The organism is Blastococcus sp. KM273128 (genome assembly GCF_021698975.1).
Taxonomy (GTDB): domain Bacteria; phylum Actinomycetota; class Actinomycetes; order Mycobacteriales; family Geodermatophilaceae; genus Blastococcus.
The window spans coordinates 16,043-42,645 of record NZ_SSXA01000028.1; the positions used below are offsets into that span (position 1 = coordinate 16,043).

The 26,603-nt window shown below is 75.2% G+C and carries 25 protein-coding genes; 14 read left to right on the forward strand and 11 right to left on the reverse strand.

Annotated features, from left to right (window positions below):
- Positions 1-15 precede the first annotated feature (15 nt).
- Together E9529_RS22705 and yidD are read right to left on the reverse strand one after the other, a co-directional pair.
- Positions 16-1,020, reverse strand: coding sequence for a phosphotransferase (locus E9529_RS22705; RefSeq protein ID WP_236831090.1), 1,005 nt, complete (start codon positions 1,018-1,020; stop codon positions 16-18).
- 34 nt (positions 1,021-1,054) lie between these two features.
- Positions 1,055-1,561, reverse strand: coding sequence for a membrane protein insertion efficiency factor YidD (gene yidD / locus E9529_RS22965; RefSeq protein ID WP_236831091.1), 507 nt, complete (start codon positions 1,559-1,561; stop codon positions 1,055-1,057).
- Between the two features lie 32 nt (positions 1,562-1,593).
- On the opposite strand from yidD, the gene mmuM reads away from it, so the two are divergent.
- Both mmuM and E9529_RS10465 read left to right on the forward strand, forming a co-directional pair.
- Positions 1,594-2,490: a homocysteine S-methyltransferase gene (gene mmuM / locus E9529_RS10460; RefSeq protein WP_236831092.1), complete on the forward strand. Its 897-nt coding sequence runs from the start codon at positions 1,594-1,596 to the stop codon at positions 2,488-2,490.
- 50 nt (positions 2,491-2,540) lie between these two features.
- A complete protein-coding gene (locus E9529_RS10465; protein WP_236831093.1) occupies positions 2,541-3,056 on the forward strand; it encodes a putative immunity protein in 516 nt (171 codons plus the stop codon).
- A 104-nt stretch (positions 3,057-3,160) separates the two neighbouring features.
- On the opposite strand, the gene E9529_RS10470 is transcribed toward E9529_RS10465, so the two are convergent.
- Entirely contained in the window at positions 3,161-4,018 is an 858-nt protein-coding gene (locus E9529_RS10470; protein WP_236831094.1) for an SDR family oxidoreductase, read from the reverse strand.
- Positions 4,019-4,513: 495 nt separating this feature from the next.
- Between E9529_RS10470 and E9529_RS10475 the strand changes: the two genes are divergently transcribed.
- From E9529_RS10475 to E9529_RS10490, 4 genes are all read left to right on the forward strand, one after another.
- The gene (locus E9529_RS10475) at positions 4,514-7,060 is read left to right on the forward strand and encodes an RNA helicase (protein ID WP_236831095.1); all 2,547 of its coding nucleotides are present in this window, start codon (positions 4,514-4,516) and stop codon (positions 7,058-7,060) included.
- A 100-nt stretch (positions 7,061-7,160) separates the two neighbouring features.
- Positions 7,161-7,550: a universal stress protein gene (locus E9529_RS10480; protein ID WP_236831096.1), complete on the forward strand. Its 390-nt coding sequence runs from the start codon at positions 7,161-7,163 to the stop codon at positions 7,548-7,550.
- 83 nt (positions 7,551-7,633) lie between these two features.
- A complete protein-coding gene (locus E9529_RS10485) occupies positions 7,634-8,413 on the forward strand; it encodes a sulfite exporter TauE/SafE family protein (protein WP_236831097.1) in 780 nt (259 codons plus the stop codon).
- Entirely contained in the window at positions 8,410-9,174 is a 765-nt protein-coding gene (locus tag E9529_RS10490) for a sulfite exporter TauE/SafE family protein (RefSeq protein ID WP_236831098.1), read from the forward strand. Before E9529_RS10485 ends, E9529_RS10490 begins: the two co-directional genes overlap by 4 nt.
- 47 nt (positions 9,175-9,221) lie before the next feature.
- Here E9529_RS10490 and E9529_RS10495 read toward each other — a convergent pair whose 3' ends face one another.
- The 4 genes from E9529_RS10495 to E9529_RS10510 form a co-directional block, all read right to left on the reverse strand.
- Complete coding sequence (locus E9529_RS10495; protein ID WP_236831099.1) at positions 9,222-9,806, reverse strand: hypothetical protein; 585 nt, start codon at positions 9,804-9,806, stop codon at positions 9,222-9,224.
- 157 nt (positions 9,807-9,963) lie between these two features.
- Entirely contained in the window at positions 9,964-11,643 is a 1,680-nt protein-coding gene (locus E9529_RS10500) for an alpha-amylase family protein (protein ID WP_236831100.1), read from the reverse strand.
- Complete coding sequence (locus E9529_RS10505; RefSeq protein ID WP_236831101.1) at positions 11,640-12,683, reverse strand: TIGR03885 family FMN-dependent LLM class oxidoreductase; 1,044 nt, start codon at positions 12,681-12,683, stop codon at positions 11,640-11,642. The genes E9529_RS10500 and E9529_RS10505 overlap by 4 nt, the downstream gene beginning before the upstream one ends.
- A gap of 52 nt (positions 12,684-12,735) precedes the next feature.
- On the reverse strand, positions 12,736-13,488 hold the full coding sequence (locus E9529_RS10510; RefSeq protein WP_236831102.1) for a LysE family translocator: 753 nt from the start codon (positions 13,486-13,488) through the stop codon (positions 12,736-12,738).
- Between E9529_RS10510 and malQ the strand changes: the two genes are divergently transcribed.
- The gene (gene malQ, locus E9529_RS10515; RefSeq protein ID WP_236831103.1) at positions 13,454-15,283 is read left to right on the forward strand and encodes a 4-alpha-glucanotransferase; all 1,830 of its coding nucleotides are present in this window, start codon (positions 13,454-13,456) and stop codon (positions 15,281-15,283) included. The two genes, E9529_RS10510 and malQ, sit on opposite strands and share 35 nt — an antisense overlap.
- A gap of 64 nt (positions 15,284-15,347) precedes the next feature.
- Here the strand turns inward: malQ and E9529_RS10520 are convergent, their stop codons facing one another.
- Positions 15,348-17,981 (reverse strand): ExeM/NucH family extracellular endonuclease, encoded by a 2,634-nt coding sequence (locus tag E9529_RS10520; protein ID WP_236831104.1) that lies wholly within the window; start codon positions 17,979-17,981, stop codon positions 15,348-15,350.
- Positions 17,982-18,178: 197 nt separating this feature from the next.
- On the opposite strand from E9529_RS10520, the gene E9529_RS10525 reads away from it, so the two are divergent.
- From E9529_RS10525 to E9529_RS10550, 6 genes are all read left to right on the forward strand, one after another.
- Complete coding sequence (locus tag E9529_RS10525) at positions 18,179-19,966, forward strand: bifunctional UDP-sugar hydrolase/5'-nucleotidase (protein ID WP_236831105.1); 1,788 nt, start codon at positions 18,179-18,181, stop codon at positions 19,964-19,966.
- A 111-nt stretch (positions 19,967-20,077) separates the two neighbouring features.
- Complete coding sequence (locus E9529_RS10530) at positions 20,078-20,413, forward strand: hypothetical protein (protein ID WP_236831106.1); 336 nt, start codon at positions 20,078-20,080, stop codon at positions 20,411-20,413.
- 78 nt (positions 20,414-20,491) lie between these two features.
- Positions 20,492-20,692 (forward strand): hypothetical protein, encoded by a 201-nt coding sequence (locus E9529_RS10535; protein ID WP_236826837.1) that lies wholly within the window; start codon positions 20,492-20,494, stop codon positions 20,690-20,692.
- 8 nt (positions 20,693-20,700) lie between these two features.
- Positions 20,701-20,952 carry a hypothetical protein gene (locus E9529_RS10540; protein WP_236831107.1) on the forward strand — a complete coding sequence of 84 codons (252 nt, stop codon included), beginning with the start codon at positions 20,701-20,703 and terminating at the stop codon, positions 20,950-20,952.
- A complete protein-coding gene (locus E9529_RS10545) occupies positions 20,913-21,158 on the forward strand; it encodes a hypothetical protein (RefSeq protein ID WP_236831108.1) in 246 nt (81 codons plus the stop codon). Before E9529_RS10540 ends, E9529_RS10545 begins: the two co-directional genes overlap by 40 nt.
- Positions 21,146-21,937 (forward strand): DUF998 domain-containing protein, encoded by a 792-nt coding sequence (locus E9529_RS10550; protein WP_374201338.1) that lies wholly within the window; start codon positions 21,146-21,148, stop codon positions 21,935-21,937. Before E9529_RS10545 ends, E9529_RS10550 begins: the two co-directional genes overlap by 13 nt.
- 13 nt (positions 21,938-21,950) lie before the next feature.
- On the opposite strand, the gene E9529_RS10555 is transcribed toward E9529_RS10550, so the two are convergent.
- The 3 genes from E9529_RS10555 to E9529_RS10565 form a co-directional block, all read right to left on the reverse strand.
- Positions 21,951-22,973: a hypothetical protein gene (locus E9529_RS10555; protein ID WP_236831110.1), complete on the reverse strand. Its 1,023-nt coding sequence runs from the start codon at positions 22,971-22,973 to the stop codon at positions 21,951-21,953.
- A gap of 97 nt (positions 22,974-23,070) precedes the next feature.
- A complete protein-coding gene (locus tag E9529_RS10560) occupies positions 23,071-24,006 on the reverse strand; it encodes a DMT family transporter (protein WP_236831111.1) in 936 nt (311 codons plus the stop codon).
- A gap of 113 nt (positions 24,007-24,119) precedes the next feature.
- Positions 24,120-24,866: an SDR family oxidoreductase gene (locus E9529_RS10565; RefSeq protein ID WP_236831112.1), complete on the reverse strand. Its 747-nt coding sequence runs from the start codon at positions 24,864-24,866 to the stop codon at positions 24,120-24,122.
- A gap of 77 nt (positions 24,867-24,943) precedes the next feature.
- Here E9529_RS10565 and E9529_RS10570 point away from each other — a divergent pair, with 77 nt between their 5' ends.
- Positions 24,944-26,488, forward strand: coding sequence for a UDP-N-acetylglucosamine 1-carboxyvinyltransferase (locus tag E9529_RS10570; RefSeq protein WP_236831113.1), 1,545 nt, complete (start codon positions 24,944-24,946; stop codon positions 26,486-26,488).
- Positions 26,489-26,603: the final 115 nt, after the last annotated feature.

The window sequence follows — 26,603 nt, forward strand, 5'->3', positions numbered from 1 at the left end:
TCTGGCCGACGCCCCTCAGCCGCCGGGCGCCAGCGGACCCGGCGCCAGGTGCTCGGCCGTCCACCCGGGCACCGCGCCCACCCACTCCGCGCGCTCGCCCTCGTGCACGCCGCGCAGGATCCGGCGCCAGGTGAGGGCCCGCTGCAGGGGCGCGACGTGGAGCGCCAGGTCGCAGAGCCCGCGCAGCTCCGCGGCGGTGCCGTGGTCGAGCCACTGGTCGAGGTAGGCGTCGCGCAGCCGGAGCAGCGCGGCGTCGCCCGGCGGCACCCCCAGCACCCGGCCGGCGAACCGCAGCGCGACCAGCAGCACCAGGAAGGGGTGCGAGACCGACGCGTCGCCCCAGTCGAAGAAGCGGTAGCGCCCCTCGGCCGCGAAGACGTTGCCGTCGTGCAGGTCGTCGTGCTGCACGGTCGCCGGGACGCCGCCGTCGGCGAGCTCCCGGCAGGCCGCCGCGTAGCGGTCCGCCCCGGCGAGCACGCGGGCGCGCACCTCCGGGGCCAGGGCGTCCGGGCGGCCGGCCTGCTGCGCGTCGTCGTCGGCCAGGAGGTCGGCCACGAGCGCCGGCAGCCGCTCCGGGCGGTGGTCGGGCACGCCGAGGTCCACCAGCTCTCCGGCGAGGCCGGCCACCTCGGCCTGCAGGCGGGCGTGGGCGACGAGCATCGCCGTCCAGGCGGCGAGGTCCGCGCCGGTCGCGCGCAGCGTGGGTCCGCCGTCCGGCAGCAGGACCAGCCGGCGCCCGCGGTCGACCGCCAGCGGCACCAGCACCTGCTCCGGCACCCGGTTGCCGAGCGCCTCGGTGAGGACGGGCTCCTGCGCCGAGCCGGGCCCGACCGACTTCAGCCAGACCGCCCCCTCGCCGCGCACCGGGATCCGGAAGGCGGTGGACCAGGCGCGCACGTGCGGCTGCTCCGGTTCGCCGGCGGGCACCAGGCCGGCGGCGTCGAGCTGCCCGGCGGCCCACGCCAGCGCCCCGGCCCGCCACCCCGGGTCGCGCCAGGTGCGCGCGCCGGTCGTCGTCACCGGGTGACCGTAGGCGACGGCGCGGTGCTCCGGGTCAGACCGGGACCGGGTCGCCGCCACCGGCCGCGCCGGGGCGGCAGCGCAGCAACCGGCGGAGGGTCAGCCAGGAGCCGCGCAGCGCGCCGTGGGTCTCCAGCGCCTCGACGGCGTAGGCCGAGCACGTCGGCGTGAACCGGCAGCACGGCCGGCGCCGCGGGCTGATCTCGCGCTGGTAGTACCGGACGGCCGCGACCAGCCGCGCCGCGGCACCGCTGCCCCGCTGCCCCGCCCGGATCGCCGGCAGCGAGCGGGGCGCGACCAGGAGCAGGTCCATCCCGCAGCCAATCGCGTTGGCCAGGCAGCAGCCGGTGTTGAGGAACAGTAGGTCACGCAGGCAGGAGTCGTCGCGCCGGCCGCGCCGGTAGCCGCGCGGCGGCCCGTACCCGTACCCGTAGCCGGGGCCGTACCCCCGCCCGTAGTGCCCCGCGTAGTGCCCGCGGTAGCCACCGCCGCGGGGCCTGCGCCGGCGGGGGCCCCAGCCGCTGCTCCAGATGAACACCATGGGTCCGCAGGTACCGCGGGAGGATGGTCCCCATGCCTGATCTCGCCGCCGCGCTCGCCGCCGGACCGGTCCTGCTCGACGGCGGCCTGTCCACCGAGCTCGAGGCGCGGGGGCACGACGTCTCCTCCGCGCTGTGGTCGGCCCGGCTGCTCCGCGACGACCCGGCGGCGGTCGTGGCCGCGCACGCCGCCTTCGCCGCGGCCGGTGCCCAGGTGGCGACGACGGCGAGCTACCAGGCGACCGTCGAGGGGTTCGCCGCCGCGGGGGTGGACGCGGCGGAGGCCCGCCGGCTCATCGCGTCGTCGGTCGCGCTGGCCCGGGAAGGCCAGGGCGAGGGCTGGGTCGCGGGCTCGGTCGGCCCCTACGGCGCGATGCTCGCCGACGGCTCCGAGTACACCGGGGCCTACGTGGACGCGGTCGGCGTGGCCGCGCTGCGCGCCTTCCACCGGCCCCGGATGGAGCTGCTCGCGGAGGCCGGGGCGGACGTGCTGGCCTGCGAGACGGTGCCCGCCGCAGCGGAGGCGAAGGCGCTGCTGCTGGAGGCGCAGGCGCTGGGCGTGCCGGCCTGGCTCTCGCTGACCACGGTGGTGGGCGACGACGGCGTGGTCCGCACGCGGCGGGGTGAGCCGGCGGCCGAGGTGTTCGCGATGGCCGCGGACGTCGAGGCCGTCGTCGCGGTCGGGGTCAACTGCACGGCGCCGTCCGCCGTCGGCCCCGCGGTGAGCCAGGCGGCCCGCAGCGGGAAGCCGGTCGTCGTCTACCCGAACAGCGGCGAGGCGTGGGACGCCGTCGCGCGGGCGTGGACCGGCAGCCCGGGGATCGCGCCGGACGCCGTCCCCGGGTGGTTCGCGGACGGCGCACGGCTGCTCGGCGGTTGCTGCCGGGTGCGGCCGCAGCACCTCGCCGACCTCGCCCGCGCGCTGCCCTGACCGCCGGCTGCCGGACCGCGGGTGCGGTGCCGGTGGTAGACGTCGTCACCGTGATCCTCCCGAAGGTCCCGGACCCCCGGCTGGTGACCGTCCGCCGTGGCGGGACGCTCACCGACGCCGACCACCACCTCCTCGCCGTGTGGGCGGCCGCGTGCGCGGAGCACGTCCTCGGGCTCTTCGAGGCCGAGCGTCCCGACGACGACCGGCCGCGTGCGGCGATCGAGGCGGCCCGCGCCTGGGCCCGCGGGGAGCTGGCGATGATGCGGGCCCGCGCCGCCGGTGGCCACGCGATGGGCGCGGCCCGGGATCTGCGCGGGGCGGCGCGGCACGCCGCCTACGCCGCCGGTCAGGCCGGGGCGGTGGCGCACGTCGCGGCGCACGACCTCGGCGCCGCCGCCTACGCGATCAAGGCGGTGCGGGCGGCGGCGCCCGCGGGCGGCGGCGTCGCCGCGGGGCTGGCCGAGTGCCGGTGGCAGCGGGAGCAGCTCCCCGGGGCGATCCGCGCCCTCGTCCTCGACGACCAGCGCAGGCGCAACGACCTCTGCTGGTCGGTCTTCGACTGCTGACCGCTCCCGCGACGATCAGCCCACCCGATCGTGGCGCGTCCTCCCTGACGGTGGGCGGTGAGGGAGGACGCCCGATGATCAGGTGAGCTGATCGTGGCCGGCTCTCAGAGGATGGGCTTGCCGCCGGTCACGGCCACCCGGGCGCCGGAGACGTAGGACGCCTCGTCGCTGGCCAGCAGCACGTACACCGGCGCCAGCTCCGCCGGCTGGCCGGGGCGGCCCATCGGCACCTGCTGGCCGAAGCTCTCCACCTTCTCCTCGGGCATCGTCGCCGGGATCAGCGGCGTCCACACCGGGCCGGGGGCGACGCTGTTGGCCCGGATGCCCTTCTCCGCCAGCATCTGCGCCAGCGACGCGGTGAAGTTCGCGATGCCGGCCTTGGTCATCGCGTAGGCGATGAGGTTCGGGCTGGGGTTGTCGCTGTTCACCGACGACGAGTTGATGATCGACGCCCCCGGCCGCATGTGCGGCAGCGCGTCCTTGGTCAGGGTGAACATCGCCGAGAGGTTCGTGGCGAGGGTGAAGTCCCACTCCTCGTCGGAGATCTCCTCCAGCGAGTCGTGGCTCATCTGGAACGCGGCGTTGTTGACCAGCACGTCGACCTGGCCGAACTCCTCGACCGCCTTCGGGATGATCGTCTTGCAGTGCGCGCGGTCGGAGATGTCTCCCGGCACGAGCACGCACTTCCGGCCCGCCTGCTCGACGTACTTCGCGGTGTCCCGGGCGTCCTCGTGCTCCTCCAGGTAGGAGATGAGCACGTCGGCGCCCTCGCGCGCGAAGGCGATCGCCACGGCGCGGCCGATCCCGCTGTCGCCGCCGGTGATCACGGCGACCTTGCCGGTCAGCTTCCCGGAGCCCTGGTAGCTCTCCTCGCCGTGGTCGGGCTTCGGGGTCATCTCGCCGAGCGTGCCCGGCGTGCTCTGCTGCTGGGCGGGCTGGGACTCGGGGCGGGGTTCGGACACGGGCGTCCACCTTCCTGGTCGGGGGGCGCTCGGCACCCGGGCGCTGGGCTCACGCACCGGCGGTGCCGCGGCGCGGCCGACCTACCCGCCGTCCGGCCTCCGGAACCCCGGACAGCGCACGACCCGGGCGGGAGGAGAGGCGCACGTCGGTGTGCACCTCCCCTCCCGCCCGGGTCGGGTGGGAGCCTGCGCTGCTAGGCGGCGCGCGCCACCGGGCCGTGGGACGCCGCGGCGCCGAGCGGCACCCAGCGCATCTCGAGCCGCCGCCGGCCCGCCTGGTCGGTCACAACGGTCCACCGGCATTCCGGGCAGAAACGTTCGCGCATGGTTCCAGCCACCTTCCGTTTACCTGTTGTTCACCTTCCTCTCCGATGACGGCGGATGTCACACACCGCCGTAGTTCTCGTTACCGGATCGTTACCGTCCGCCTGACACGGGGCGTGCGGGGGCTGGGTCCCGGGAAGCAGCGGCCCGTCGGGCACGCTGGTGCACCTGATGACCACGACCGCCGCCCCTCCCCTGCTCGAGGACCCCGCCGACCTCACCGCCCTGCGCGCGACCGGTGGCGACCCCGACGCGCTGTTCGCCACCTTCGCCGCGTGGGCCGAGGCCGGTGGCACCGCGCTCTACCCGGCGCAGGAGGAGGCGCTGATCGAGCTGGTCAGCGGCGCCAACGTCGTCCTGGCCACCCCGACCGGGTCGGGCAAGTCGCTGGTGGCCACCGGTGCCCAGTACGCGGCCCTGGCCGGCGGCCGCCGCAGCTACTACACGGCTCCGATCAAGGCGCTGGTCAGCGAGAAGTTCTTCGCGTTGTGCGGGGTGTTCGGCGCGCAGAACGTCGGCATGCTCACCGGTGACGCCGCCGTCAACCGGGACGCCCCGATCATCGCCTGCACCGCCGAGGTGCTCGCCAACATCGCGCTGCGGGAAGGTCCGGACGCCGACATCGGGCTCGTGGTCATGGACGAGTTCCACTTCTACGGCGACCCCGACCGCGGCTGGGCCTGGCAGGTGCCGCTGCTGGAGCTGCCGAGGGCCCAGTTCCTGCTGATGAGCGCCACGCTCGGCGACGTCACCAGCCTGCGCGAGGACCTCACCCGCCGCACCGGCCGGCCCACCGCGCTGGTCGCGAACGCCGTGCGCCCGGTGCCCCTGCACCACTACTACGCGACCACCCCGATGCACGAGACGATCCAGGAGCTGCTCGACACCAAGCAGGCCCCGGTCTACGTCGTGCACTTCACCCAGGCCTCGGCGCTGGAGCGGGCGCAGGCGCTGATGAGCGTCAACGTGTGCAGCAAGGAGGAGAAGGCCGCGATCGCCGACATGATCGGCGGCTTCCGCTTCTCCTCGGCCTTCGGGACGACGCTGTCGCGGCTGGTCCGCCACGGCATCGGCGTCCACCACGCCGGCATGCTGCCCAAATACCGGAGGCTGGTGGAGCAGCTCGCGCAGGCCGGGCTGCTCAAGGTCATCTGCGGCACCGACACCCTCGGCGTCGGCATCAACGTGCCGATCCGCACCGTCGTCTTCAGCGCACTGAGCAAGTACGACGGCACCCGCACCCGGCTGCTGCAGGTGCGCGAGTTCCACCAGATCGCGGGCCGGGCGGGGCGGGCCGGGTACGACACCGCCGGCACCGTCGTCGTCCAGGCGCCCGAGCACGAGGTGGAGAACCTCAAGCAGTTCGCCAAGGTCGCCGACGACCCGAAGAAGCGCCGCAAGCTGGTGCGCAAGAAGGTGCCCGAGGGCATGGTGCCCTGGAGCGAGGCGACCATGAACCGGCTGGTCGAGGGCGAGCCGGAGAAGCTGACCAGTCACATGCGGGTGACGACGGCGATGGTGCTCGACGTCGTCGACCGCCCGGGCGACCCGTTCGCGGCGATGCGCCGGCTGCTCACCGACAACCACGAGCCGCGCAAGAAGCAGCTGCGGCTGATCCGCGACGCGATCGGCATCGCCCGCTCACTGCTGCAGGCCCGCGTGCTGGAGCGGCTGCCCGAACCCGAGCCGGACGGCCGCCGCTACGACCTGACGCTCGACCTGCCCCCGGACTTCGCGCTCAACCAGCCGCTGTCCACCTTCGCGCTGGCCGCCATCGACCTGCTCGACCCCGACTCCGACACCTACGCGCTCGACGTCGTCAGCGTCATCGAGGCCACCCTCGACGACCCGCGCCAGATCCTCGCCGCCCAGCTCAACAAGGCCAAGGGCGAGGCGGTCGCGCAGATGAAGGCCGAGGGCATCGAGTACGACGAGCGGATGGAGCTGCTCGAGGGGATCAGCTACCCCAAGCCGCTGGAGGAGCTGCTCGGGCACGCCTACGAGGTCTACCGGCAGAGCAACCCGTGGGCCGCTGACGCGCACCTCTCGCCGAAGTCGGTCGTCCGGGAGATGTGGGAGCGGGCGTTCACCTTCCGCGAGCTGGTCAACACCTACGGCCTCACCCGGGCCGAGGGCGCGGTGCTGCGCTACCTCTCCGACGCGTTCAAGGCGCTGCGGTCGGGCGTGCCCGCGGCGGCGCGCACCGAGGAGGTCACCGACCTGGTCGAGTGGCTCGGCGAGCTGGTCCGGCAGGTGGACTCCAGCCTGCTCGACGAGTGGGAGGCGCTCACCGACCCGGACGAGGGACCGGTCGCCGAGGTCGCCGTCCCCGCGCGGCCGCGGCCGCTCACCGGCAACGAGAGGGCGTTCACCGCGATGGTGCGCAACGCCCTGTTCCGCCGCGTGGAGCTGTGGGCCCGCCGCCGCTGGTACGACCTCGGCGAGCTCGACTCCGGCTCCGGCTGGGACGCCGACCGCTGGGGCGAGGTCGTGCAGGCGTACTTCGCCGAGCACGACGAGGTGCGCACCGGCGCCGACGCCCGCGGCCCGGCGCTGCTCATCTGGGACAAGCGCCCCGGCACCTGGCTCGTGCGGCAGATCGTCGACGACCCCGAGGGCAACCACGACTGGGGCTTCGACGTCGAGGTGGACCTGGAGGCCTCCGACGAGGAGGGCGCCGCGGTGATCCGGCTGGTCGACGCCGGCCGCAAGGACTGATCACCACCCGTCCGCGGTCGCGGCGCGCCCCCCGGTTTTCGCCCGACCGATCTCGGGGACACTGCTCGCGTCGTCCCGACCGTCCCGCCAAGGAGCCCGCATGACCGTCCTCGTCGGATTCGTCCCCACCCCGGAGGCCCGCGCGGCCCTCGACGCCGGCATCGCCGAAGCCGCGCGTCGCGGCGAGGGGCTCCTGGTGCTGAACTCCGCCCGCGGGGGCGCCCCGGTCAGCGTGGAGGTCGCCGACGAGGACACCATCCGCGACATCGGCGCCCGCGCCGAGAAGGCGGGTGTCGCGGTGGAGGTCCGGCAGGTCACGCGCGAGGGCGAGGTGGCCGACGAGGTGCTGCGCGTGGCGCGGGAGGTCGACGCCTCGGTGATCGTGATCGGGCTGCGCAAGCGCTCCCCCGTCGGCAAGCTGCTCATGGGCAGCAGCGCCCAGCGGATCCTGCTCGACGCCGACCGCCCGGTCCTCGCCGTCAAGCCCTGAGGCCCGCCCCGGTGTGACCGGATCGACGGCCCCCGCGCGAGCGGGGGCCGTGCCAGGCGTGCCAGTCTCGTCGCGATGGACGCATGACGGGCGCGGAGATGGTGGCGGTGGCCGCCGCCGGCTTCGCCGCGGGCGGGATCAACGCCGTCGTCGGCTCGGGGACCCTGGTCTCCTTCCCGGTGCTGCTCGCCGTCGGCCTGCCGCCGGTGCCGGCGACGATCAGCAACTCGCTGGGGCTCGTCGGTGGCAACCTGACCGGCGCGATCGGCTACCGGCGCGAGCTGCGCGGGCAGGGCCGGCTGCTGCTCGGGCTGATCCCGGCGTCGGTCCTCGGCGGCCTCACCGGCGCCTTCCTGCTCCTCCACCTGCCCGCCGCGGCGTTCGAGGCGGTCGTGCCGGTGCTGATCGCCGTCGCCGTCGTCCTCGTCGCCGTGCACCCGCTGGTCAAGCGCCGGATCGCCCGGCGGCACCCCGAGGGCGCCCCGGAGCTGCGCATCGGCCCGGGCCGGCGGACCGCGCTGTTCGGCACCGCCTACCTGACCGGCACCTACGGCGGCTACTTCGCGGCCAGCCAGGGCGTGATCCAGATCGGCCTCTTCGGGCTGCTGCTGCGTGAGCCGCTGCAACGGCTGAACGCGCTGAAGAACGTGCTGACCCTGACGGTGAACGGCGTGGCGGCCGGGGCCTACGTCGTCGTCGCGACCGACCAGGTGGTCTGGTCCGCGGCCGGTCTGCTGGCCGCCGGTTCGCTCGTCGGCGGGTACGTCAGCTCCCGCTACGGCCGCCGGCTGCCCGAACCGCTGCTCCGGACGGCGATCGTCGTGCTGGGCGTGGTGGCGATCGGGGTGCTCCTCGCCGGATGACCGTGCCCGAGTTCCTCTTCCTCCTCGCCGCCGGCGTGGGCGCCGGCCTCACCGGCAGCATCGCGGGGCTCGCCTCGCTGGTGAGCTACCCCGCGCTGCTGGCCACCGGGCTGCCCCCGGTCACGGCCAACGTCACCAACACCGTGGCCCTGGTGCTCAACGCGGTCGGCTCGGTGAGCGCCTCGCGGCCGGAGCTCCGCGGCCAGGGACGCCGGCTGCGGCCGCTGCTGCTGGCCGCGGTCGGGGGCGGGGTCACCGGCGCCGTCCTGCTCCTCCTCACGCCGCCGGACGCGTTCGAGCGGATCGTGCCGTGGCTGATCGCCGGCGCGTCGGTAGCCATCCTCGTGCAGCGGCCACCTCGTGAGCTGGCGGCCGAGGGGGCCCAGCACGCACCGGTCCGCGACCCCCGCTGGCTGGCGCTGGGCACGTTCGCGGTGACCGTCTACGGCGGCTACTTCGGCGCGGCCGCCGGCGTCCTCCTGCTGGCGCTGTACCTGCTCTCCACCGGCGAGGGCCTGCCGCGGGGCAACGCCATGAAGAACGTCGTCCTCGGCGTGGCCAACGGGGTGGCCGCGCTGGGCTTCGCCCTGCTCGCCGACGTCGCGTGGGCTGCCGCCCTGCCGCTGGCGGCAGGCTTCTTCCTCGGCGGCCGGCTGGGGCCGCGCGTGGTCCGCCGGGCGCCGCAGACCGCGCTGCGCACGGTCATCGCCCTCGCCGGGCTGGGGCTCGCCGTCCACCTGGGGGTCCAGGCCTACCTCTGAGCCGCCGATCGTGGTCGCGCGCGCGACCACGGCCGGCGGCCGCCCGCTCAGCGGGCGACGTAGGCGGACAGGAAGAGCACGAAGGCGCTCACCAGCAGCAGCAGCCGCGCGGGGGTCAGCCCGTTCACCAGCCCCGCTGTCGCCTCCACCCACTGCGGGCGCACCCCGGCCTCCCGCGACCGCTGGCGCACGATCCGCACCTCGTCGGCGAGCAGGACACCGGCGGCGCCGAGCAGCCCGAGGCCCAGGACGGCGAAGGTCAGCGACAGCCGGTCGGCGAAGGTGTCCGCCGAGCCCGCCAGCAGCAGGACGGCGACCAGCCCCAGGAACAGGCCGAGCAGGCCACCGGCCACCGGTGCCCACGGGCCCATCACCGTCATCGGGCCGCGCCGCGGCTTGCGCGGGGCGGGGCGCACCCCCACCGGGGCGGTGGCGTGCCCGGCGGGCGGGGTGCTCCCGCCCGGCGCCGGGGTCGGCTCGGGCACGGGCGGCGCCGGGGCAGCGGGGGCCGGGCCGCCGCCGGGCATCGCTCCGCCCGGCATCGCCCCGCTGGGCGTCGCCCCGCCGGGTGCGTCCCCGGTGCCGTCCGGACCGGGGGTGGGCAGGGACGTTGTCTGGTCGCGTTCGCTCATCGCACTCACCTCACCGGCCACGCTAGGCACAGCCGCACCGCACGCGGCGCAGGACACCCCGCGCGGCCCGCGTGGCCCATCCCTCACCGGCCCGGGATGCCGGATCCCAGGCCAGCGGGTAGCCGGGCGCGCGCAGGCAGCCACCGCCGCGCCCCGGTCACAGCAGCCGTCGGCTCTGCTCCCCGACCACCCGCAGCCAGCGGTAGCCGTAGCCCTCCAGCGCCACCTCCGCGCCGCCGTCGTCACCCAGGTCGGTGGTGCAGGAGACGAGCAGGTCCTCCAGGCGGTGGCTGCTGTCGCAGCCGGGCACGGTCAGCGGCACCGTCCGCGGCTCGGGCCCCAGGTTGTGCAGGGTGACCAGCGCCGCGTCGTCCCAGGTGCAGAGGAGGGCGAGCACCGAGGCGTGCGGCTGCTCCAGGACGGCGGACTCCCCCCACCCGAGCTCCGGCGACTCGCGGTAGCGCCGGATCAGCAGCTTCATGAACGACAGCAGCGACTCCGGGTCGCGGCGCTGGTCGGCGACGTTGACGAACTCGGGGGCGAACCCGCCGTCGACGACCGGCCGGGTCAGCTGCTCGGCCGGGGCGCGGGAGAAGCCGCCGTTGGCGCCGCCGGTCCACTGCATCGGGGTGCGCACCGAGAGACGGCTCCCGGCCGAGAGGTCCTCCCCCATCCCGATCTCCTCGCCGTAGAACAGGACCGGCGTGCCCGGCAGGGCGAACAGCAGGCTGTAGACCATCCGGACCCGGCGCGGGTCCCCCGACAGCATCGGGGGCAGCCGCCGGATCAGGCCACGGTCGTACACCTGCATCTCCGGCTCCGGGCCGAAGGCGGCGAAGACCTCCGCGCGCTCGTCGTCGGAGAGCTTGTCCAGGGTCAGCTCGTCGTGGTTGCGGACGAACGTCCCCCACTGGCTGTCCGAGGAGATGGCCGGGCGCGCGGACAGCGAGGCGGCGAGCGGCCCGGCGTCCCCACGGGCCAGCGACAGGTACGTGCGCTGCATCGTGTTGAAGTCGAACTGCATGGTCAGCTCGTCGCCGTCCCCGCCGCCGAAGAAGTGCACCTGCTCCTCGAAGGGCAGGTTCACCTCGCCCAGCAGCACGCCGGCGCCGGTCCGCCGGCCGAGGAAGGAGCGCAGGGCGCGGAGGTACTCGTGCGGGTCGGGGAACTGGGCGGCGGACTCCTCGTCGATCCCGGCGGTCTCCAGCAGGAACGGCACCGCGTCGACCCGGAAGCCCGAGAGCCCCAGCTGGAGCCAGAACCCCATGATCTTGGCGATCTCGTCCCGCACCTTGGGGTTGGCCACGTTGAGGTCGGGCTGCTCGGAGTAGAAGCGGTGCAGGTACCACTCGCCGGTCTCCGGGCTGTGCGTCCAGATGCCGCCCTCGGCGTCGGGGAACACGACCTGGTCGCTGGTGTCCGGCGGCTCGTCGGCGCGCCACACGTAGAAGTCCCGGTACGGCGACTCCTTGCTCGCCTGCGCGGAGCGGAACCACGGGTGCTGGTCGGAGGTGTGGTTGACCACCAGGTCGGCGATCACCCGCATCCCCCGGTCGTTCGCCGTCCGGATCACCTCGACGAGGTCGCCGAAGTCGCCCAGCCGCGGGTCGACGCCGTAGTAGTCGGTGATGTCGTAGCCGTCGTCCCGCCCGGCCGTCGGGTAGAAGGGCATCAGCCACAGGCAGGTGACGCCGAGGTCGGCGAGGTGGTCGAGCCGCTGCGCCAGGCCCTGCAGGTCACCGACCCCGTCGCCGTTCCAGTCCATGTAGGTCTCGACGTCGAGGCAGTACACGACCGCGTTCTTCCACCACAGGTCGCTGGTGTCGGTGATCCTCACGGCGCCGGCACCGGCTCGACGCGCGGCCGGCGGTTCTCCGCCGGCCCGGGTGGGTCGATGGCGGCCACCGGACCCGGGCGCTCCGGGTCGAGCTGGGGCAGCACCCGCTCGCCGAACGCGTCCAGGAACGGGCGCTGCTCCTTGCCCACGTGGTGCAGGTAGACCTGGTCGAAGCCGAGCTCCAGGTACTCGGCGATCCAGGCCGCGTGCTGCCCGAGGTCGGCGGAGACCCGGACGGGGCCGTGCATGTCCTCCGGGGTCACGTGCGTGCTGGCCTGCTCGAAGGCCTCCGGGCTGTCCAGGTCCCAGCACAGCGGCGGCGGGAAGACGTTGCTGCGCCACTGGTCGTGCGCGATCGCCAGCGCCCGGTCGGGGTCGGGGTCCCAGGAGACGTGCACCTGGAGGATGAGATCGCCCTGGCCGCCGGCGTCCCGGTAGGCGGCGACCATCTCGCGCAGCTTGTCGTGCGGCTGGTTGATGGTGACCAGCCCGTCGGCCCAGTCGGCGTGCCGGCGGGCGGTGTCGACGCTCACCGCCGGGCCGATCAGGGCGGGCTGCGGGTCGGGCAGCGTGTAGATGGTGGCGCGGTCGACGGTGACCAGGCCGTCGTGCGACACCTCCTCGCCGGCGAGCAGCCGGCGGATGACGTCGACGCACTCGCGCAGCCGCGCGTCGCGCACGTCCTTGCGCGGCCACGTGCCGCCCGTCACGTGCTCGTTCATCGCCTCGCCGCTGCCGAGCGCCACCCAGAAGCGGCCGGGGAACATCGCGCCCAGCGTGGCGATCGCCTGGGCGACGATCACCGGGTGGTACCGCTGGCCGGGCGCGTTGACGGCGCCGAAGGGCAGCGACGTCGTCGCCATCGCCGCGCCGAGCCAGGACCAGGCGAACCCCGACTCCCCCTGCCGCGGGTTCCAGGGCGTGAGGTGGTCGGAGCACATGGCGGCGGTGAAGCCGACCTCCTCGGCGTGCCGGACGGCGTCCAGCAGCGCCGCGGGGTGGACCTGCTCGTGGGAGTTGTGGAAACCGATCACCGGCATGGGGCCATGCCTACCGGGGGTGGGCCCGCCCGGCCAGGCGAGCGCGCGCCGGTCAGCGGGCCGAGGCAGCCAGCCGCACGCCGAAGCCGACCAGGACCGTGCCGGTCACCGCGTCGATCGCCCGGACGGTGCGGGGCCGCCGCAGCCAGCGGCCGAGGGCGGACGCCAGGCCGATCAGCAGGGCGAACCATGCGACCGAGAGCACCGCGTGGACGCCCGCCATCAGCAATCCGCTCGCCAGCGGGTCCTGCCCGGGGGGCAGGAACTGGGGCAGCAGCGCGGCGTAGAAGACCCCGACCTTCGGGTTGAGCAGATTGGTGGTCAGCCCCAGCCGGGCGGCACGCCAGGCCGAGGCGCCGTACCGGGTGGCGCCGCCGACCGGCTCCGAGCGGGCCCGCAGCGCCCGAACCAGGAGCCGGACGCCGAACCACACCAGGTAGACCGCACCGGCGAGGCGCAGCGCGTCGTACGCCAGGCGGGAGGCGGTCAGCAGGGCCGAGACGCCGACGGCTGCGGCGGCGCCCCAGGCGAACAGCCCGGACACGATCCCGGCGGCGGTCGCGGCGGCCTCCCGGGGGCCGCGCGTGAGCGCCGCGCGCAGCACCAGGGCGGTGTCCAGCCCCGGGGTCACGGTCAGGGCCGCGGCGACGACGGCGAAGGCGAGGACGGACGAGCCCAGGGTCACGGCGGCATCGTCCCGCACCGCCGCCGAGAGCAACGCCACCGCCGCCCGGCCTGCGCGCCGCGGCGCGCGCGGCGAGGATCGACAGGTGACGACGAAGCCGACGACCGACGACTGGGGCATCGATGCCAGCTGGCTGGACGCGCTGGACGAGGAGCACCAGGTAGCCCGCGAGACGATCGAGAAGCTGCGCGCCGTCATCGGCGAACCGCCGGCCGACCTGGAGGACCGGGCGCCGATCGTCGCCCGCCCCGGTGACGCGCTGGAGGTCGACGAGGCCGACGTCGTCTGCGAGGACGGCGAGGTGCGGCACATCGACGGCGAGCTGCCGCCGGACTTCCCGCTGGGCTACCACTGGCTGCAGTCGCCCGGGGGCACGCGCCGGCGGCTGATCGTCTCCCCCGGCCGGTGCTGGCTGCCCGACGACCGCGCCTGGGGCTGGGCGGTCCAGCTGTACGCCACCCGGAGCCGGGAGAGCTGGGGCATCGGCGACCTCGGCGACCTGCGCTCGCTGCGGCAGATGGCCGCCGAGCAGGGGGCCGGCTTCCTGCTAGTCAACCCGCTGCACGCGGTCGCCCCCCTCGCCACCCAGGAGGCCAGCCCCTACCTGCCGGCCACCCGCCGCTTCCGCAACCCGCTCTACCTGCGGGTCGAGGAGGTCCCCGGTGCCGACGCCGTCGACCTCGAGACCGACACCGGCCGCGCGCTCTCCGAGGGTGCGCTGATCGACCGGGACGCCGTGTGGGCCCGCAAGCGCGAGGTCCTCATGCGGATCTTCTTCGCGCACGGCGGCGGCGAGGCCTTCACCCGCTGGCGCGAGGAGCAGGGCCGGCCGCTCCAGGAGTGGGCGACCTGGGCGGCGATCACCGAGGAGCACGGCGCCGACTGGCACACCTGGCCCCCGGAGCTGCGCCGCCCCGACGCCCCGGACGTCGCCGGGTACGCCGAGCGGCACGGCGCCGTCGTCGCCTTCCACGCCTGGCTGCAGTGGGCGCTGGAGCTCCAGCTCACCGCCGCGACCGCCGGCATGACCGTCATCCAGGACCTGCCCATCGGCTTCGCCGGGGGCGGCGCCGACGCCTGGGCCTGGCAGGAGGTGCTGGCCGACGGCGTGAGCGTCGGCGCGCCCCCGGACGCGTTCAACTCGGCCGGGCAGGACTGGGGCGCCCCGCCGCTGATCCCCTGGCGGTTGCGCGACGCCGACTTCGAGCCCTTCATCCAGTCCATCCGGGCCACCATGGCCGGCGCGGGGGGCCTGCGGATCGACCACGTGATGGGGCTGTTCCGGCTGTGGTGGGTGCCCGCCGGCGGCAGCGCCGCCGACGGCGCCTACGTGCGCTATCCGGCGGAGGACCTGCTGAACATCGTCGCGCTGGAGAGCCACCGCGCGCAGGCGCTCGTCGTCGGGGAGGACCTCGGCACGGTGGAGGACGGCGTCCGCGAGGCGATGGCCGAGCACGGGGTGCTCTCCTACCGGCTGCTCTGGTTCGAGGACGACGAGCCCGCCGGGTGGCCGGCCGAGGCGATGGCCGCGATCACCACCCACGACCTGCCGACCGTGGCAGGGCTGTGGACCGAGGCCGACGTCGACGAGCAGCGCGAGCACGGCACCGGCACGGAGGAGGAGCTGGAGCGCGGCCGGCAGTCGCTGCTGGCGCACCTGCCGGGGCTCTCCGACGACGCCACGGTCGAGCAGGCGGTGGAGCAGGCGCACGCCCTGCTGGCCACGGCGCCGTCGCTGCTGCTGTCGGCGACGCTGGACGACGCCGTCGGCGAGCAGCGCCGGCCGAACATGCCCGGCGCCGACGACCGGCCCAACTGGTCGCTGCCGCTGCCCGTGCCGGTCGAGGACCTGCCGGGCCACCCCCTCCTGCAGACGGTGGCCCGCACCCTGGCCGAGGGGACCCGGAAGGGCTGAGACGGCACCGGCGCGGGCCCTCGGAGGAGGGCCCGCGCCGGCGTGCGTCAGGTGCGGGTGCGGATCAGGACTCCGCGCCCTCCTGCTCCGCGGTGCCCTGACCGCGACCCTGGTCGAGGCGGTCGGCGCCCGGGCCGCCGATCAGCACGTCGTCGCCGTTCCCGCCGTTCAGCCAGTCGTCGCCGAAGCCTCCGGAGAGCACGTCCGCCCCGTTCTCACCGGCGATGCGGTCGTCGCCGGCGCCACCGCAGACCACGTCGTCGCCGCCGCGGCCGCGGATCACGTCGTCCCCGCCGAGACCCATGATCACGTCCCGACCCTCGGTGCCGCTGAGCTTGTCCCGGCCCTCGGTGCCCCGGACGGTCGGCAGGAGGCCCTGGCAGCGCTCCTCCAGGTCGACGCCGACCACCACCGGGTCGTGGTCGCTGGACCGGTACGGGTCCGCCGCGTACAGCGCCGGGTCACCGGAGTACTGGTAGGCGAAGGACTCGACCGCGTTGATGTTCCAGTGCGCGACGCCGGTGACCTTCGCCGTCAGCTCGGCCGTGGCCAGCGCGTGGTCCAGCGAGCCGGACTGGTCGTCGAACACGTAGCTGTACGCGCCCTCGTCGAAGCGCAGGCCCAGGTCGGTCCACCCGGCGTCCTCGAGGAGCTGGATCGGGTCCTCCTGGGTGTAGGCGTTGAGGTCACCCATCAGCACGACGTCCGCGTCGCCGGTCGACTCCTGGAGCCCCGCGGCGAACTGCGCCAGCGACGCCGCCTGCCGGACCCGGTCACCGTTCCACGCGCCCTGCCCGTCGCCGGTGTCGACGTTGTCGCCGGTCGGGCTGCCCGGGCTCTTGGACTTGAAGTGGTTGGCCACGACGGTGAACGCGTCGCCGTCCTTCACGAAGGTCTGGGCGATCGGCTCGCGGGCGTTGTCCCACACGTCCTCGTCGACCAGACCCGCGGGCTCGCCCACCGGGAGGACGACGTCGTCCTGGTAGATGATCCCGTTGCGGATGACGTCGCGGTCGACGGTGTAGAGCTCCTCGGGCAGCGGGACGTAGTCCCACTTGTCGTACCCGGCGGCCGCGTTCAGCCGGCCCACCAGGTCGGCGAGCGCCGTGTCCGCGTTCCCCGGCGAGAGGCCGGTGGCGTCGCTGTCCTCGATCTCCATGAGGGTCACGACCTCGGCGTCGAGGGCCTCGATGGCGGGCACGATCTTCCCGGCCTGCCGCTCCAGCTCCTCGGCGGACTCCGCGCCCCGGCCGACGGACTGGTCGAAGGTCAGGAAGTAGTTCAGCACGTTGAACGCGGCCAGCTGCACGTCCCCGCCGACCTGCTCCGGGGCGGCCGGCCGGGTGTCCTGCGGCGCGAAGACCCCGTCGGCGGTGCCGTCGGCGGGCTGCAGCCGCCACTGGTCGAAGCCGTAGCCGAGCACGAGGGGCTCGGTGAACTCCAGCTCGTCACCGACCCGCACCGGCGTCTCCGGGGAGAGGTAGGGGCGGGTGGTGGTGCTGACCCGGGCACTCACGCCGTCGTCGAGGACGATCCGGCGCAGCGCGTTCCCCGCCGCGATCGCCTCGGCCTCGGGGGTGCCGGGCCGGGCGAGCTCGGTCGGCTGCACCAGCAGGCCCCCCTCGGAGAGGGTGAGCTCGCCGAAGGACGTCAGGTCGAACACCTCGCTGACGGTCAGCGTGTCGACGGGCGCGACGAGCATGCCCTCGAGCCGTTCGCGCTCCTCGTCGCCGGCGGGCAGGTCCAGCGGGGCGGCGTCGGGCAGGTCATCCGCCGTGCCCTCGGCGCAGACCGCGGCGTTCTCGAATGCGGCGATCTGGGTCTGCTCGAAGCGCTCCTGGGCCTGGCCGGTGACGGCCACGGTGTCGCCGAGGTCGACCTCGACGTCGCTGAAGACGAAGATGCCGTCGGAGGTGGCGGCGTTCCCGTCGCCGTCGGCGTCCTGCAGGTGGAACCCGCCGAAGCCCTCGAGGTCGCCGACCACGACGCCGCGGACGGTGACCTGCTGCCCGGCGAGCGGGGTCTCCGCGCCCGGGCCCTGGACCGCCCCGATCTCGTGCGTCGGCGTCGTCCCGCAGACGTCGACCGGCTCCTCGGGCCCGGGGTCGGTGGTGCCCCCGGGGTTGACGGCGTCCTTGCTGGCGGCCGCCGGGCCGCTCCAGACCAGGGCGTCGGCCGCCGCGTCGTAGGTCCGCGACAGCGACTGCCCCGCCGGCGTCGAGCTGCCCTCGGAGACGCCGATGTCCGTGCTGGTCAGGCCGGCCGCGGGACCGTCCGTGGCGGTGAGGACGCCCTCGTAGGAGAGGAACTCCAGCACGCCGTCCGCACCCACCAGCGCCACGCCGTCCGGGGCGCCGTTCTGGATGCCGTTCGAGGGGTACTCGACGACGGCCACGGCGGGCGCGTCAGCCGGTGCGGTCACCACGGGGAGGGCGTCGGTGTCGTAGGACGTGCCGTTGCTGCCGTTGTAGAGGACGACCGACAGCCCCGCGGACGTGGTGCCGGCGGGCAGGTGGACCTCGACGAACTCGCCGGTGTCGTCACCGGCGTTGTCGTAGTGGATCTCGGAGACGAACGGCGTGGTCGGCGGCGCCGCCGAGGCGACGGCGGGCAGACCCACCACGGCCACGGAGGCGGCGAGGGTGCCGAGGGCGGTACGGCGCGCGACGAGGCGCGGACCACCGATGCGTAGGAGCACGGAGAAGTCCTTCCGGACGGTCGGGGGGACGCGGAGACGGTAAACCGATCGGGTGACGTTCGGCACCACGGAAGGTGACGGGCGCGTGACGGACCGGTCCCTATGGGATATGTCACAAAACGAGACGCGGTCACGACATGTTCACCTGTCGGTGTGACGCTCCCCGGGCAAGCTCCCCCCAACGACCCCGGAGCGTCATGTCTCTGAAGCACCTTCGCCGCGGCTCCGTCGTGGCGACCGTGGCCGTGGCCACGCTGGCCGGCGGAACCCTGGCCGGGACCGCCACCGCCGCGCCGGCCCAGGACACCCGACCCGACTTCACCCTCACGCTGCTGCACGCCAACGACCTCGAGTCGGCGCTGCTGCCGGTCACCGCCGACGACGACGGCACCTACGGTGGCGCCGACCGCTTCGTCGAGCTGATCCGCCGGCAGCAGATGCTGGCCCTGACCGGCCCGCGGCCCGAGGGTGCGGCGAAGAAGCGCGGCGTCGTCACCGTCTCGGCCGGCGACAACTTCCTCCCCGGCCCCCAGCTGGCCGCCAGCGAGGAGTCGGGGCGCCCGATCTACGACGCCACCGCCTTCAACGCAGCCCGCTTCGACGTGTCGATCCCGGGCAACCACGACTTCGACCTCGGCCCGGACTTCTTCGCCGAGTGGATCGGCGACATCCGCCCGCAGACGGCGATCGTCTCCAGCAACCTCGGCTTCCAGGACGAGCCGGCGCTGCTGGCCCGCGTGGCCGACGGCACCATCGTCACCTCCCACGTCGTCGAGGAGAGCGGCGAGCAGATCGGCTTCATCGGGCTCACCACCCCCGACCTGCCCCGCCTCACCAGCTCCCGCGACGTGACGGTCGACCCCGACCTCGCCGGGATCGCCAATGCCCGGGCCGCCGCGTACGAGGCCGCCGGCGTCGACAAGGTCGTGCTCGTCTCGCACCTGCAGGACATCGAGAACGAGGTGGCGCTCGCCGCCGAGCTCCGCGGTGTGGACGTCATCATCGGCGGCGGCGGGCACGAGCTGCTCGCCGACGAGGGCGACCCGCTGGTGCCCAACGGCACCGACGTCTTCGGCTCCTACCCGCTGACCCCGACCGACGCCGACGGCGAGGTCCTGCCGGTCGTCACGACGGCGGCCCTCTACAGCTACGTCGGCCGCCTCGTGGTGTCGTTCGACGCCGCCGGTGAGGTCGTCACGGTGCACGACGACGCCTCGCGCGTCATCCCGGTCGCGGCCCAGGGCCCCGACGCCGTCCCGGCGAACTACGGGGTGAACCGGCTGGTCGTCCAGCCGGTGGAGCGCTACGTCGCGGACCTCGCCGAGCAGGTCGTGGCCACCTCGCAGGTCGACCTCAACGGCATCCGCGACGACGTCCGCAGCCGGGAGACCAACTTGGGCAACCTCGCCACGGACGCCCTGCTGGCCGCCGGCCGGCGCGAGGCGGCCGCCGCCGGCGTCACGCCCCCGGTCGTCGCCCTGCAGAACGGCGGCGGCATCCGCAACGCCGCGGTCATCCCGGCCGGGGAGGTCACGGCGCTGGACACCTACACCGTGCTGCCCTTCTCCAACTTCGTCGGCGTCGCCCCGGCCATGCCGGTCGACACGTTCATCGCCGGCGTCGAGCGCGGCCTGTCCGGCCTGCCGGGTGCGGCGGGTCAGTTCGCCCAGGCCGCGGGCTACCGGGTCACCTACGACGTGACCCAGCCGGTCGGCTCGCGGGTCGTCGACCTCGTCCTGGACGACGGGACCGCCCTGGTCGCGGGCGGCACGCCGACCGGTGCGCTGGACACGATCTCGGTCGCCACGATCGACTTCCTGCTCCGCGGCGGCGACGGCTACCCCTTCGACGGGGTCGGGTTCACCGTCCTGCCGGTGACCTACCAGGAGGCGCTGGAGACCTACCTGGTCGAGGACCTCGGCGGGGTCGTCAGCGCGACCGACTACCCGGTCGGCGGCGAGGGGCGCATCACGCCCGTCGCCTGACGCAGCACCTCGGACGGGCGCTCTCCGCGATCCTCGCGGAGGGCGCCCGTTCGGCGTCCACGGCCGGTGCGGCGTCGAACGCGTGTTCGACCGGCGTGCGAGACTGCTCGCGTGGCGGGCGGGATGAACCGGGGGCGCGGCGGCCGCTCCCTGGGTGAGCGGGCGGCGGAGTCGGGCATCGTCCCGCAGCTCGCCTCCCCGCCACCCGCCCCGCCGTCGAGCCCGGCCGCCGCGGGCCACCCGGCTGCTCCCGGGGAGGCCGGCGAGGGACGGCACTGCTGGGTGCACGACCCCCCGGAGGCGCCCGGAACCTGGCCGGGGCTGCTGGTGGAGTGGCGCCGGCGCGACGGCGCCTGGCAGGGGCGGGTCACCTACGCGGTGAGCCGCGCGCACGGGCCGGCGCTCGTCGAGGCCTGGCTGCCGGCCGCCCGCCTGGAACCGCGGTGACCGCCGTCGCCGGTTAGCGGTGCGCGGTCGCGGCTATGGCTCTCCCCGACCGCACCCGATCGACCGGAGGACGCCACGATGACCGGCCCCCAGGACACCCCGAACCTCGACGACGTCATGGAGCCGCAGGAGCACCCCACCCGCGACCGCACCCAGCACGCCAAGGACCCGCACCCCAGCGACGAGGTGCTCGAGCACCGCACCGAGCAGGAACGGCAGGCGGTGGGCTCGGACGACGCCGACCCCGCCGGCGCGGACCTGCACTCGGCCACCGACTGACCCCGCGCGTGCACCGGCCGGCGGCGCCGGCGCGGCTGCGTGCCGCCGACGTCGCCGGCTGGCTGCTCAAGAGCGCCCGGCCACCGGTGGCCGTCGACGCCGGCTGGCTGCCCGGCACCGCCCGGGAGCTGACGCGCTGCGTGCGCCCCAGCTACCGGCTCGACCTCGTCGCGCCCGGGCAACCGGTCCTGCTGTGGGTGAGCGGGAAGGTGGCGCCGGCGTGCACGCGATCGGCCGGGTCACCGCCCCGGTCGGCGTGACCGCGGACGGCCCTGTCGTCCCGGTCCGCCTGCTCCGCCTGGACGCACCGGTCAGCAGGGCCGAGCTGCGCGCCGACCCGGCCTTCGCCGACGCCGAGGTGCTGCGCATGCCGGCCGGCAGCAACCCCTCCTGGCTGTCCGCCGCGCAGCTGTCCGCCGTCCTGGACCGGATCGCCCCGGACCGGCTGGGACGATGGCTGCCGTGACTCCCAACCGCTTCCGCTGGGGCGCGCTCCTGTGGGTGCTGACGCTGCAGTTCTTCGTCGTCGAGGCCGTGGCGCAGGCCCGCTGGACGGGCCCCTACTCCCGCACCGACGACGTGATCAGCGCCCTGGGCTCGGCCGACTCCCCCGCGCGGCAGCTGATGAACGCCTCCTTCGTCCTCCAGGCGGCGCTGATCCTCGGTGGGGCGCTGCTGCTCCTGCCGGTGCTGCGCGGCGCCGCCGCGCGGGCGGTGCCGGTGCTGCTCGGCGCGGCCGCGCTGGGCGTGCTGCTGGTGGGCGTCTTCCCCACCGACGGCAACGGCACGGCGCACGCCATCGGGGCCGTCGTGTACCTGGCCGGGGGTGCGCTCGGGCTGGTCGCGCTCGCGTACGCCGTCCGGCCGATCTCCGAGGCTCTCGGCACGGTCGTGGTGCTGCTCGGCATCGTCGCCACGGCCGGCACGATCTTCTTCCTCACCGGCGTCACCCGGTACCTGGGCGAGGGCGGCATGGAGCGCGCCGCGGCCTACCCGCTGCCGATCGCCCTGGCGCTCAGCGGCGCCGTCCTGTGGTGGCTCGGGCGCGGCGGCGACCTGGCCGCGGTGGAGTCGTCCCGGCGCGCCGAGCGGGAGCGCGAGCGTGCCCGGCTGGCCGACCAGGCCCGGGCCCGCGACGCCGCGCTGGAGTCCGCCGCAGGCACCGACCGCCGCACCGGCACGACCGCCGAGGACGTGGGCACCGACCCCGAGGACCCCTGGGCCCCGCCGCGCCCGCGCGGCTGAGCACCTCCGGTGGTCAGCCGGCGGGCTCGAAGCGCAGGACGTCGTGCACCGGGCGCCGGCCGCTGACCGCCGGTGCCGGCTCGCCGGCGTCAACCGGCCGCGGGTAGCCCAGCCGCAGCAGCATCTGGGGGTGCCCGACCAGCTGCAGCCGCGCCTGCAGGCGCACGCGGGTCGCCGGCCAGTCCAGCGCCTGGGTCAGCGGTGAGGCGACCAGCCCGGCCGCGGTCACGCGCAGCAGGAGGCGGCCCAGCGCCCGCCCGGCCCGCAGCCAGTCGGCACGGTCGTCGCCGTCGGTGCCCATGAGGACGACGGCCGGCCGCTCCACCGCCGGCGGCGGGGCGTCGGGGTCGCCGCCGGCCCGGAACGGCTGCTGCTCGCGCTCCCCCACCACGAAGTCGCGGATCAGCCAGTTGGACGCCCGCTCCCGTGGGTCGCCGCTGGGCACCGCGGCCACCGGCACCCCGTCCTCGGCGGCGGCGTCGGTGCGCAGCCACCGCTCCAGCTCGGCGAGGTAGGCGGGGTCGCCCTGCTCCATCTCCTCGGCGCGGGAGATGAGGAACACCGTGGCGACCTCCTCCTCCGAGCGCGTGATCGGCTTGAGCCACACCCCGGATGCCCCGGCCTCCCGCTGGAGCCGGTCCAGCAGCTCGCCGGGCACCGCCCGCGGCTCGAAGGGCGCCCGCACCGTGTGCCGCTCGGGGATCGCCCCCGCGAGGGCCCGGTCGTCGTCGGAGGGCGCCACCGCGCCGGTGATCCGGACGGTCGCCAGGTGGTCGGGCTCCCCGGCGTCGGGCAGCAGCACCACCTCGGTGCCGTGCCCCGCGGCGGCGAGGGCGACGACGGCAAACTCCAGCAGGGCGCCGCAGCTGATCACCTGCTGCCGGCCGGTCGGGTCGAGGACCGGCAGCGTGCGGTCCCGGTCGTGGTGCAGCTCCAGCCGGTCGGACCGGGCGACCAACCGCCACGGCTGCGTGTTGTGGATCGACGGCGCCCGCGTCGCGGCGGCGACCACCTGCGCCCAGTCCTGCTCCTCCACCAGGGACCTCCCGGCCGGTCTCGACAGCGGGCCACCGGCGGCGGCCCCGGTGCGTGCCTACCCCATGACCGCGGCGCCCTGCACACCCGGGCACCGGCTACCGCCCCCCGGTCGACCCCGCGGAGGCGGTGGGCAGGCCGACCGCCGGCACCAGCGCCGGCCGCGACCGCCGGCGGGACACCGCCACGCCGGCCAGGCACACCACGCCGCCGGCCACCGCGAGCGGCGGCGGCGCCTCGCCCAGCAGCAGCCAGCCGAGCAGGACGACCAGCGGCGGCACCAGGTAGGTGGTCACGCCGAGGCGCCCGGCGTCCGTGCGGGAGAGCGCGTAGGCCCAGGTGGTGAAGGCCAGGGCGGTGGGGACGACGCCGAGGTACACCATGCCCGCGACCGACCCCGCCGGCGCGGTGCCCAGGTCGGCCACCAGCGCCCCGGCCCAGGGCAGGCAGGCGACCGCGCCGATGGCGCAGGCGGTGAAGGTGACCTGCAGCCCGGGCAGCCGCCGCAGCAGCGGCTTCTGCGCCACCACGCCCACCGCGTAGGTGACCGCGGCCACCACGCAGAGCACGACGCCGACCAGGTCGGCCTCCGCGCCGCGGGTCGCCAGCCCGATGAGCAGCACACCCGAGAACGCCACGGCCAGGCCGGCGACCAGCCAGCGCGGGAAGCCCTCCCCCAGCAGGACCCCGGCGAGCACCGCGATCAGGAGCGGCCCGATGTTGACCAGCATCGCCGTCGTCCCGGCGTCGAGGTGCTGTTCGGCGGCGTTCAGCGCGACGTTGTAGACGGCGAACCAGCCGAGGCCGCAGACCGCCAGCAGCCGCCACTCCCCGGCGGTCGGGCGCACCCAGCCGCGGCGGGCGACGAGCAGCCCCAGCACCAGCGCGCCGACCAGCAGGCGGCCGAGCGCCAGCGCGCCGGGCGAGAGGTCCTCGCCGACCGCGCGGATGCCGACGAAGGCCGATGCCCAGGCGAGCACGGTGACGACGACGGCGAGCAGGGTGCGGCCGTCCGGGCCGGCGGGGGTGGTCACGACCGGGACCCTAGGGTCGGCCACCGACACGCCTCCGGCGGTTTCCGGCCGTGGCACGCGCCTGGCACCCGCGGCGCGGAAAGGGGCAGGAACGCCGCGTTCCGCGGCGGCCGTCAGCCGCGCAGGTGCTCGGCCCAGGTGCGGTGCCCGCGCGCGCCTCCCGCGGGTACCGCCGCGCCGTCCCGCAGCGCCGCGCCGAGCCGGCCCGGCACGGGCGTGGCGATCACCCGCGCACCCGGCGCGCGGACCGCCGCCCAGGCCCGCGCCAGGTCGGCGACCGACTGCTCCTCGGGACCGCCGAGCTCCACCACCCCGCCCGAGGGGGCCGCGCCCGCGACCTCCACCAGGTGGGCGGCGGCGTCGGCGACGTCGACCGGCTGCACCCGCCAGCCCATGGGCACCGGCAGCAGGGGTCCGCGGCGCGCCGTGCCGAGCAGCTCGTCGACGAAGCCGTGGAACTGGGTGATCCGCACCAGGGTGACCGGCAGCCCGGAGGCCAGCAGCACCTGCTCGGCGGCGTACTTCGCGCGGTAGTAGGACAGGGGCACCCGGTCCACCCCGACGATCGAGACGTAGACCAGGTGCGGGGCGCGCGACCGGTCGACCGCCTCGACCAGCCGCCGCGTGCCGGCGACGTCGACCTCCCACGGGTTGCCCCGGGGGTCGCTGGCCGCGTGCACCACCACCTCCGCGCCCCGCACCGCCTGGGCCAGGTCCCGCCCGGTGGCGAGGTCCCCCCGCACGCCGCCGGGACCGGCGCCCCGGCGCGACATCGACCGCACCTGGTGCCCGGCGTCGCGCAGCCGCGGGACCAGCTCCTGCCCGAGGCGGCCGGTGCCGCCGGTGACCAGTACGTCCACGGGTGCAGTGTGCCTGCGACTCCCGCTCCCCCGGCGCACCCGCCGCCCCTATCTCAGATACGAGATAACGTGTCCCGGTGACGCTCACCGACCAGCCCGTCGACGAGGCCGTCCGGCGGATCGGGGCGCTCGTGCGCGACGCCCGCCGCCACCGCGGCCTCACCCAGCAGCAGCTCGCCGAACGGCTGGGCACCAGCCAGAGCGCCGTCGCGCGCATCGAGCAGGGCAGCCAGAACCTCACGCTGGAGTTCCTCGGACGGCTCTCCGCCGCGCTCGACAGCGAGCTGATCCGGCTCGGCCCGGCCGGCCCGGCGCACCTCCGGGTCACCGGCGGGCACCCCCTGCGCGGCCGGGTGGCGGTCAAGTCCTCCAAGAACGCCGCCGTCGCCCTGCTCTGCGCCTCGCTGCTCAACCGCGGCCGCACGACCCTGCGCAACGTCTCCCGGATCGTCGAGGTCGAGCGCATCCTCGACGTGCTGCGCTCCATCGGCGTCTCCGCGACGTGGGACGAGCACGGGCACGACCTCACCATCGTCGTCCCCGACGAGCTGGACCTCGAGGGCATCGACGCCGACGCCGCGCGGCGCACCCGCAGCATCATCATGTTCCTGGGCCCGCTGCTGCACCGGGCCCGCTCCTTCCGGCTGCCGTACGCGGGCGGCTGCGACCTGGGCACCCGGACGGTGCAGCCGCACATGATCGCGCTGCGACCGTTCGGCCTCGCCGTCGAGGCGCACGCCGGGGAGTACCAGGCCGGCGTGGACGGCCCGGCGGCCGCCGACCGCACCATCGTGCTGACCGAGCGCGGGGACACCGTCACCGAGAACGCGCTGCTGGCCGCGGCCCGGACCGACGGCACGACGACCATCCGCAACGCCAGCTCGAACTACATGGTCCAGGACCTCTGCCTCTACCTGCAGCTGCTGGGCGTCGGCATCGAGGGCATGGGCTCGACCACCCTCGTGGTCCGCGGGCGGCCGGTGCTCGACGCCGACGTCGACTACACGATCAGCGAGGACCCGGTCGAGGCGATGAGCCTGCTCACCGCCGGGATCGTCACCGGCTCGGAGCTGACCGTGGCCCGGGCACCGGTGGACTTCCTCGAGGTGGAGCTCGCGGTGCTGGCGGAGATGGGGCTGCGCTACGAGCTCTCCGCCGAGTACCTCGCCGACAACGGGCACACCCGGCTGGCCGACATCACCATCCACCCCTCCGAGCTGCAGGCGCCCCTGGACAAGGTGCACCCGATGCCGTTCCCGGGCCTCAACATCGACAACCTGCCGTTCTTCGCGGTCATCGCCGCGCAGGCGCAGGGGTCGACGCTGATCCACGACTGGGTCTACGACAACCGGGCGATCCACCTCTCCGACCTCACCCGGCTGGGCGCCGACGTCCGCCTGCTGGACCCGCACCGCGTGCTGGTCACCGGCCCCACCCGCTGGCGGGCCGCCGAGGTGGTCTGCCCGCCCGCGCTGCGCCCGGCCGTCTGCATCCTGCTGGCCATGCTGGCGGCGAAGGGCACCTCGGTGCTGCGCAACGTCGACATCATCGCCCGGGGGTACGAGCAGCTGTACGAGCGTCTGGTGGAGATGGGCGCCGAGATCGAGGTCTTCCGCGACTGAACGCGATGATCAGGTGAGGCGGATTCAGGTGGTGGTTGCACCGCCGGTTGGTTGAGCGGCTGAGAGTAGGTCCTGGAGGGCTTCGGCGGGGGTTCTCCAGCCGAGGGTTTCGCGG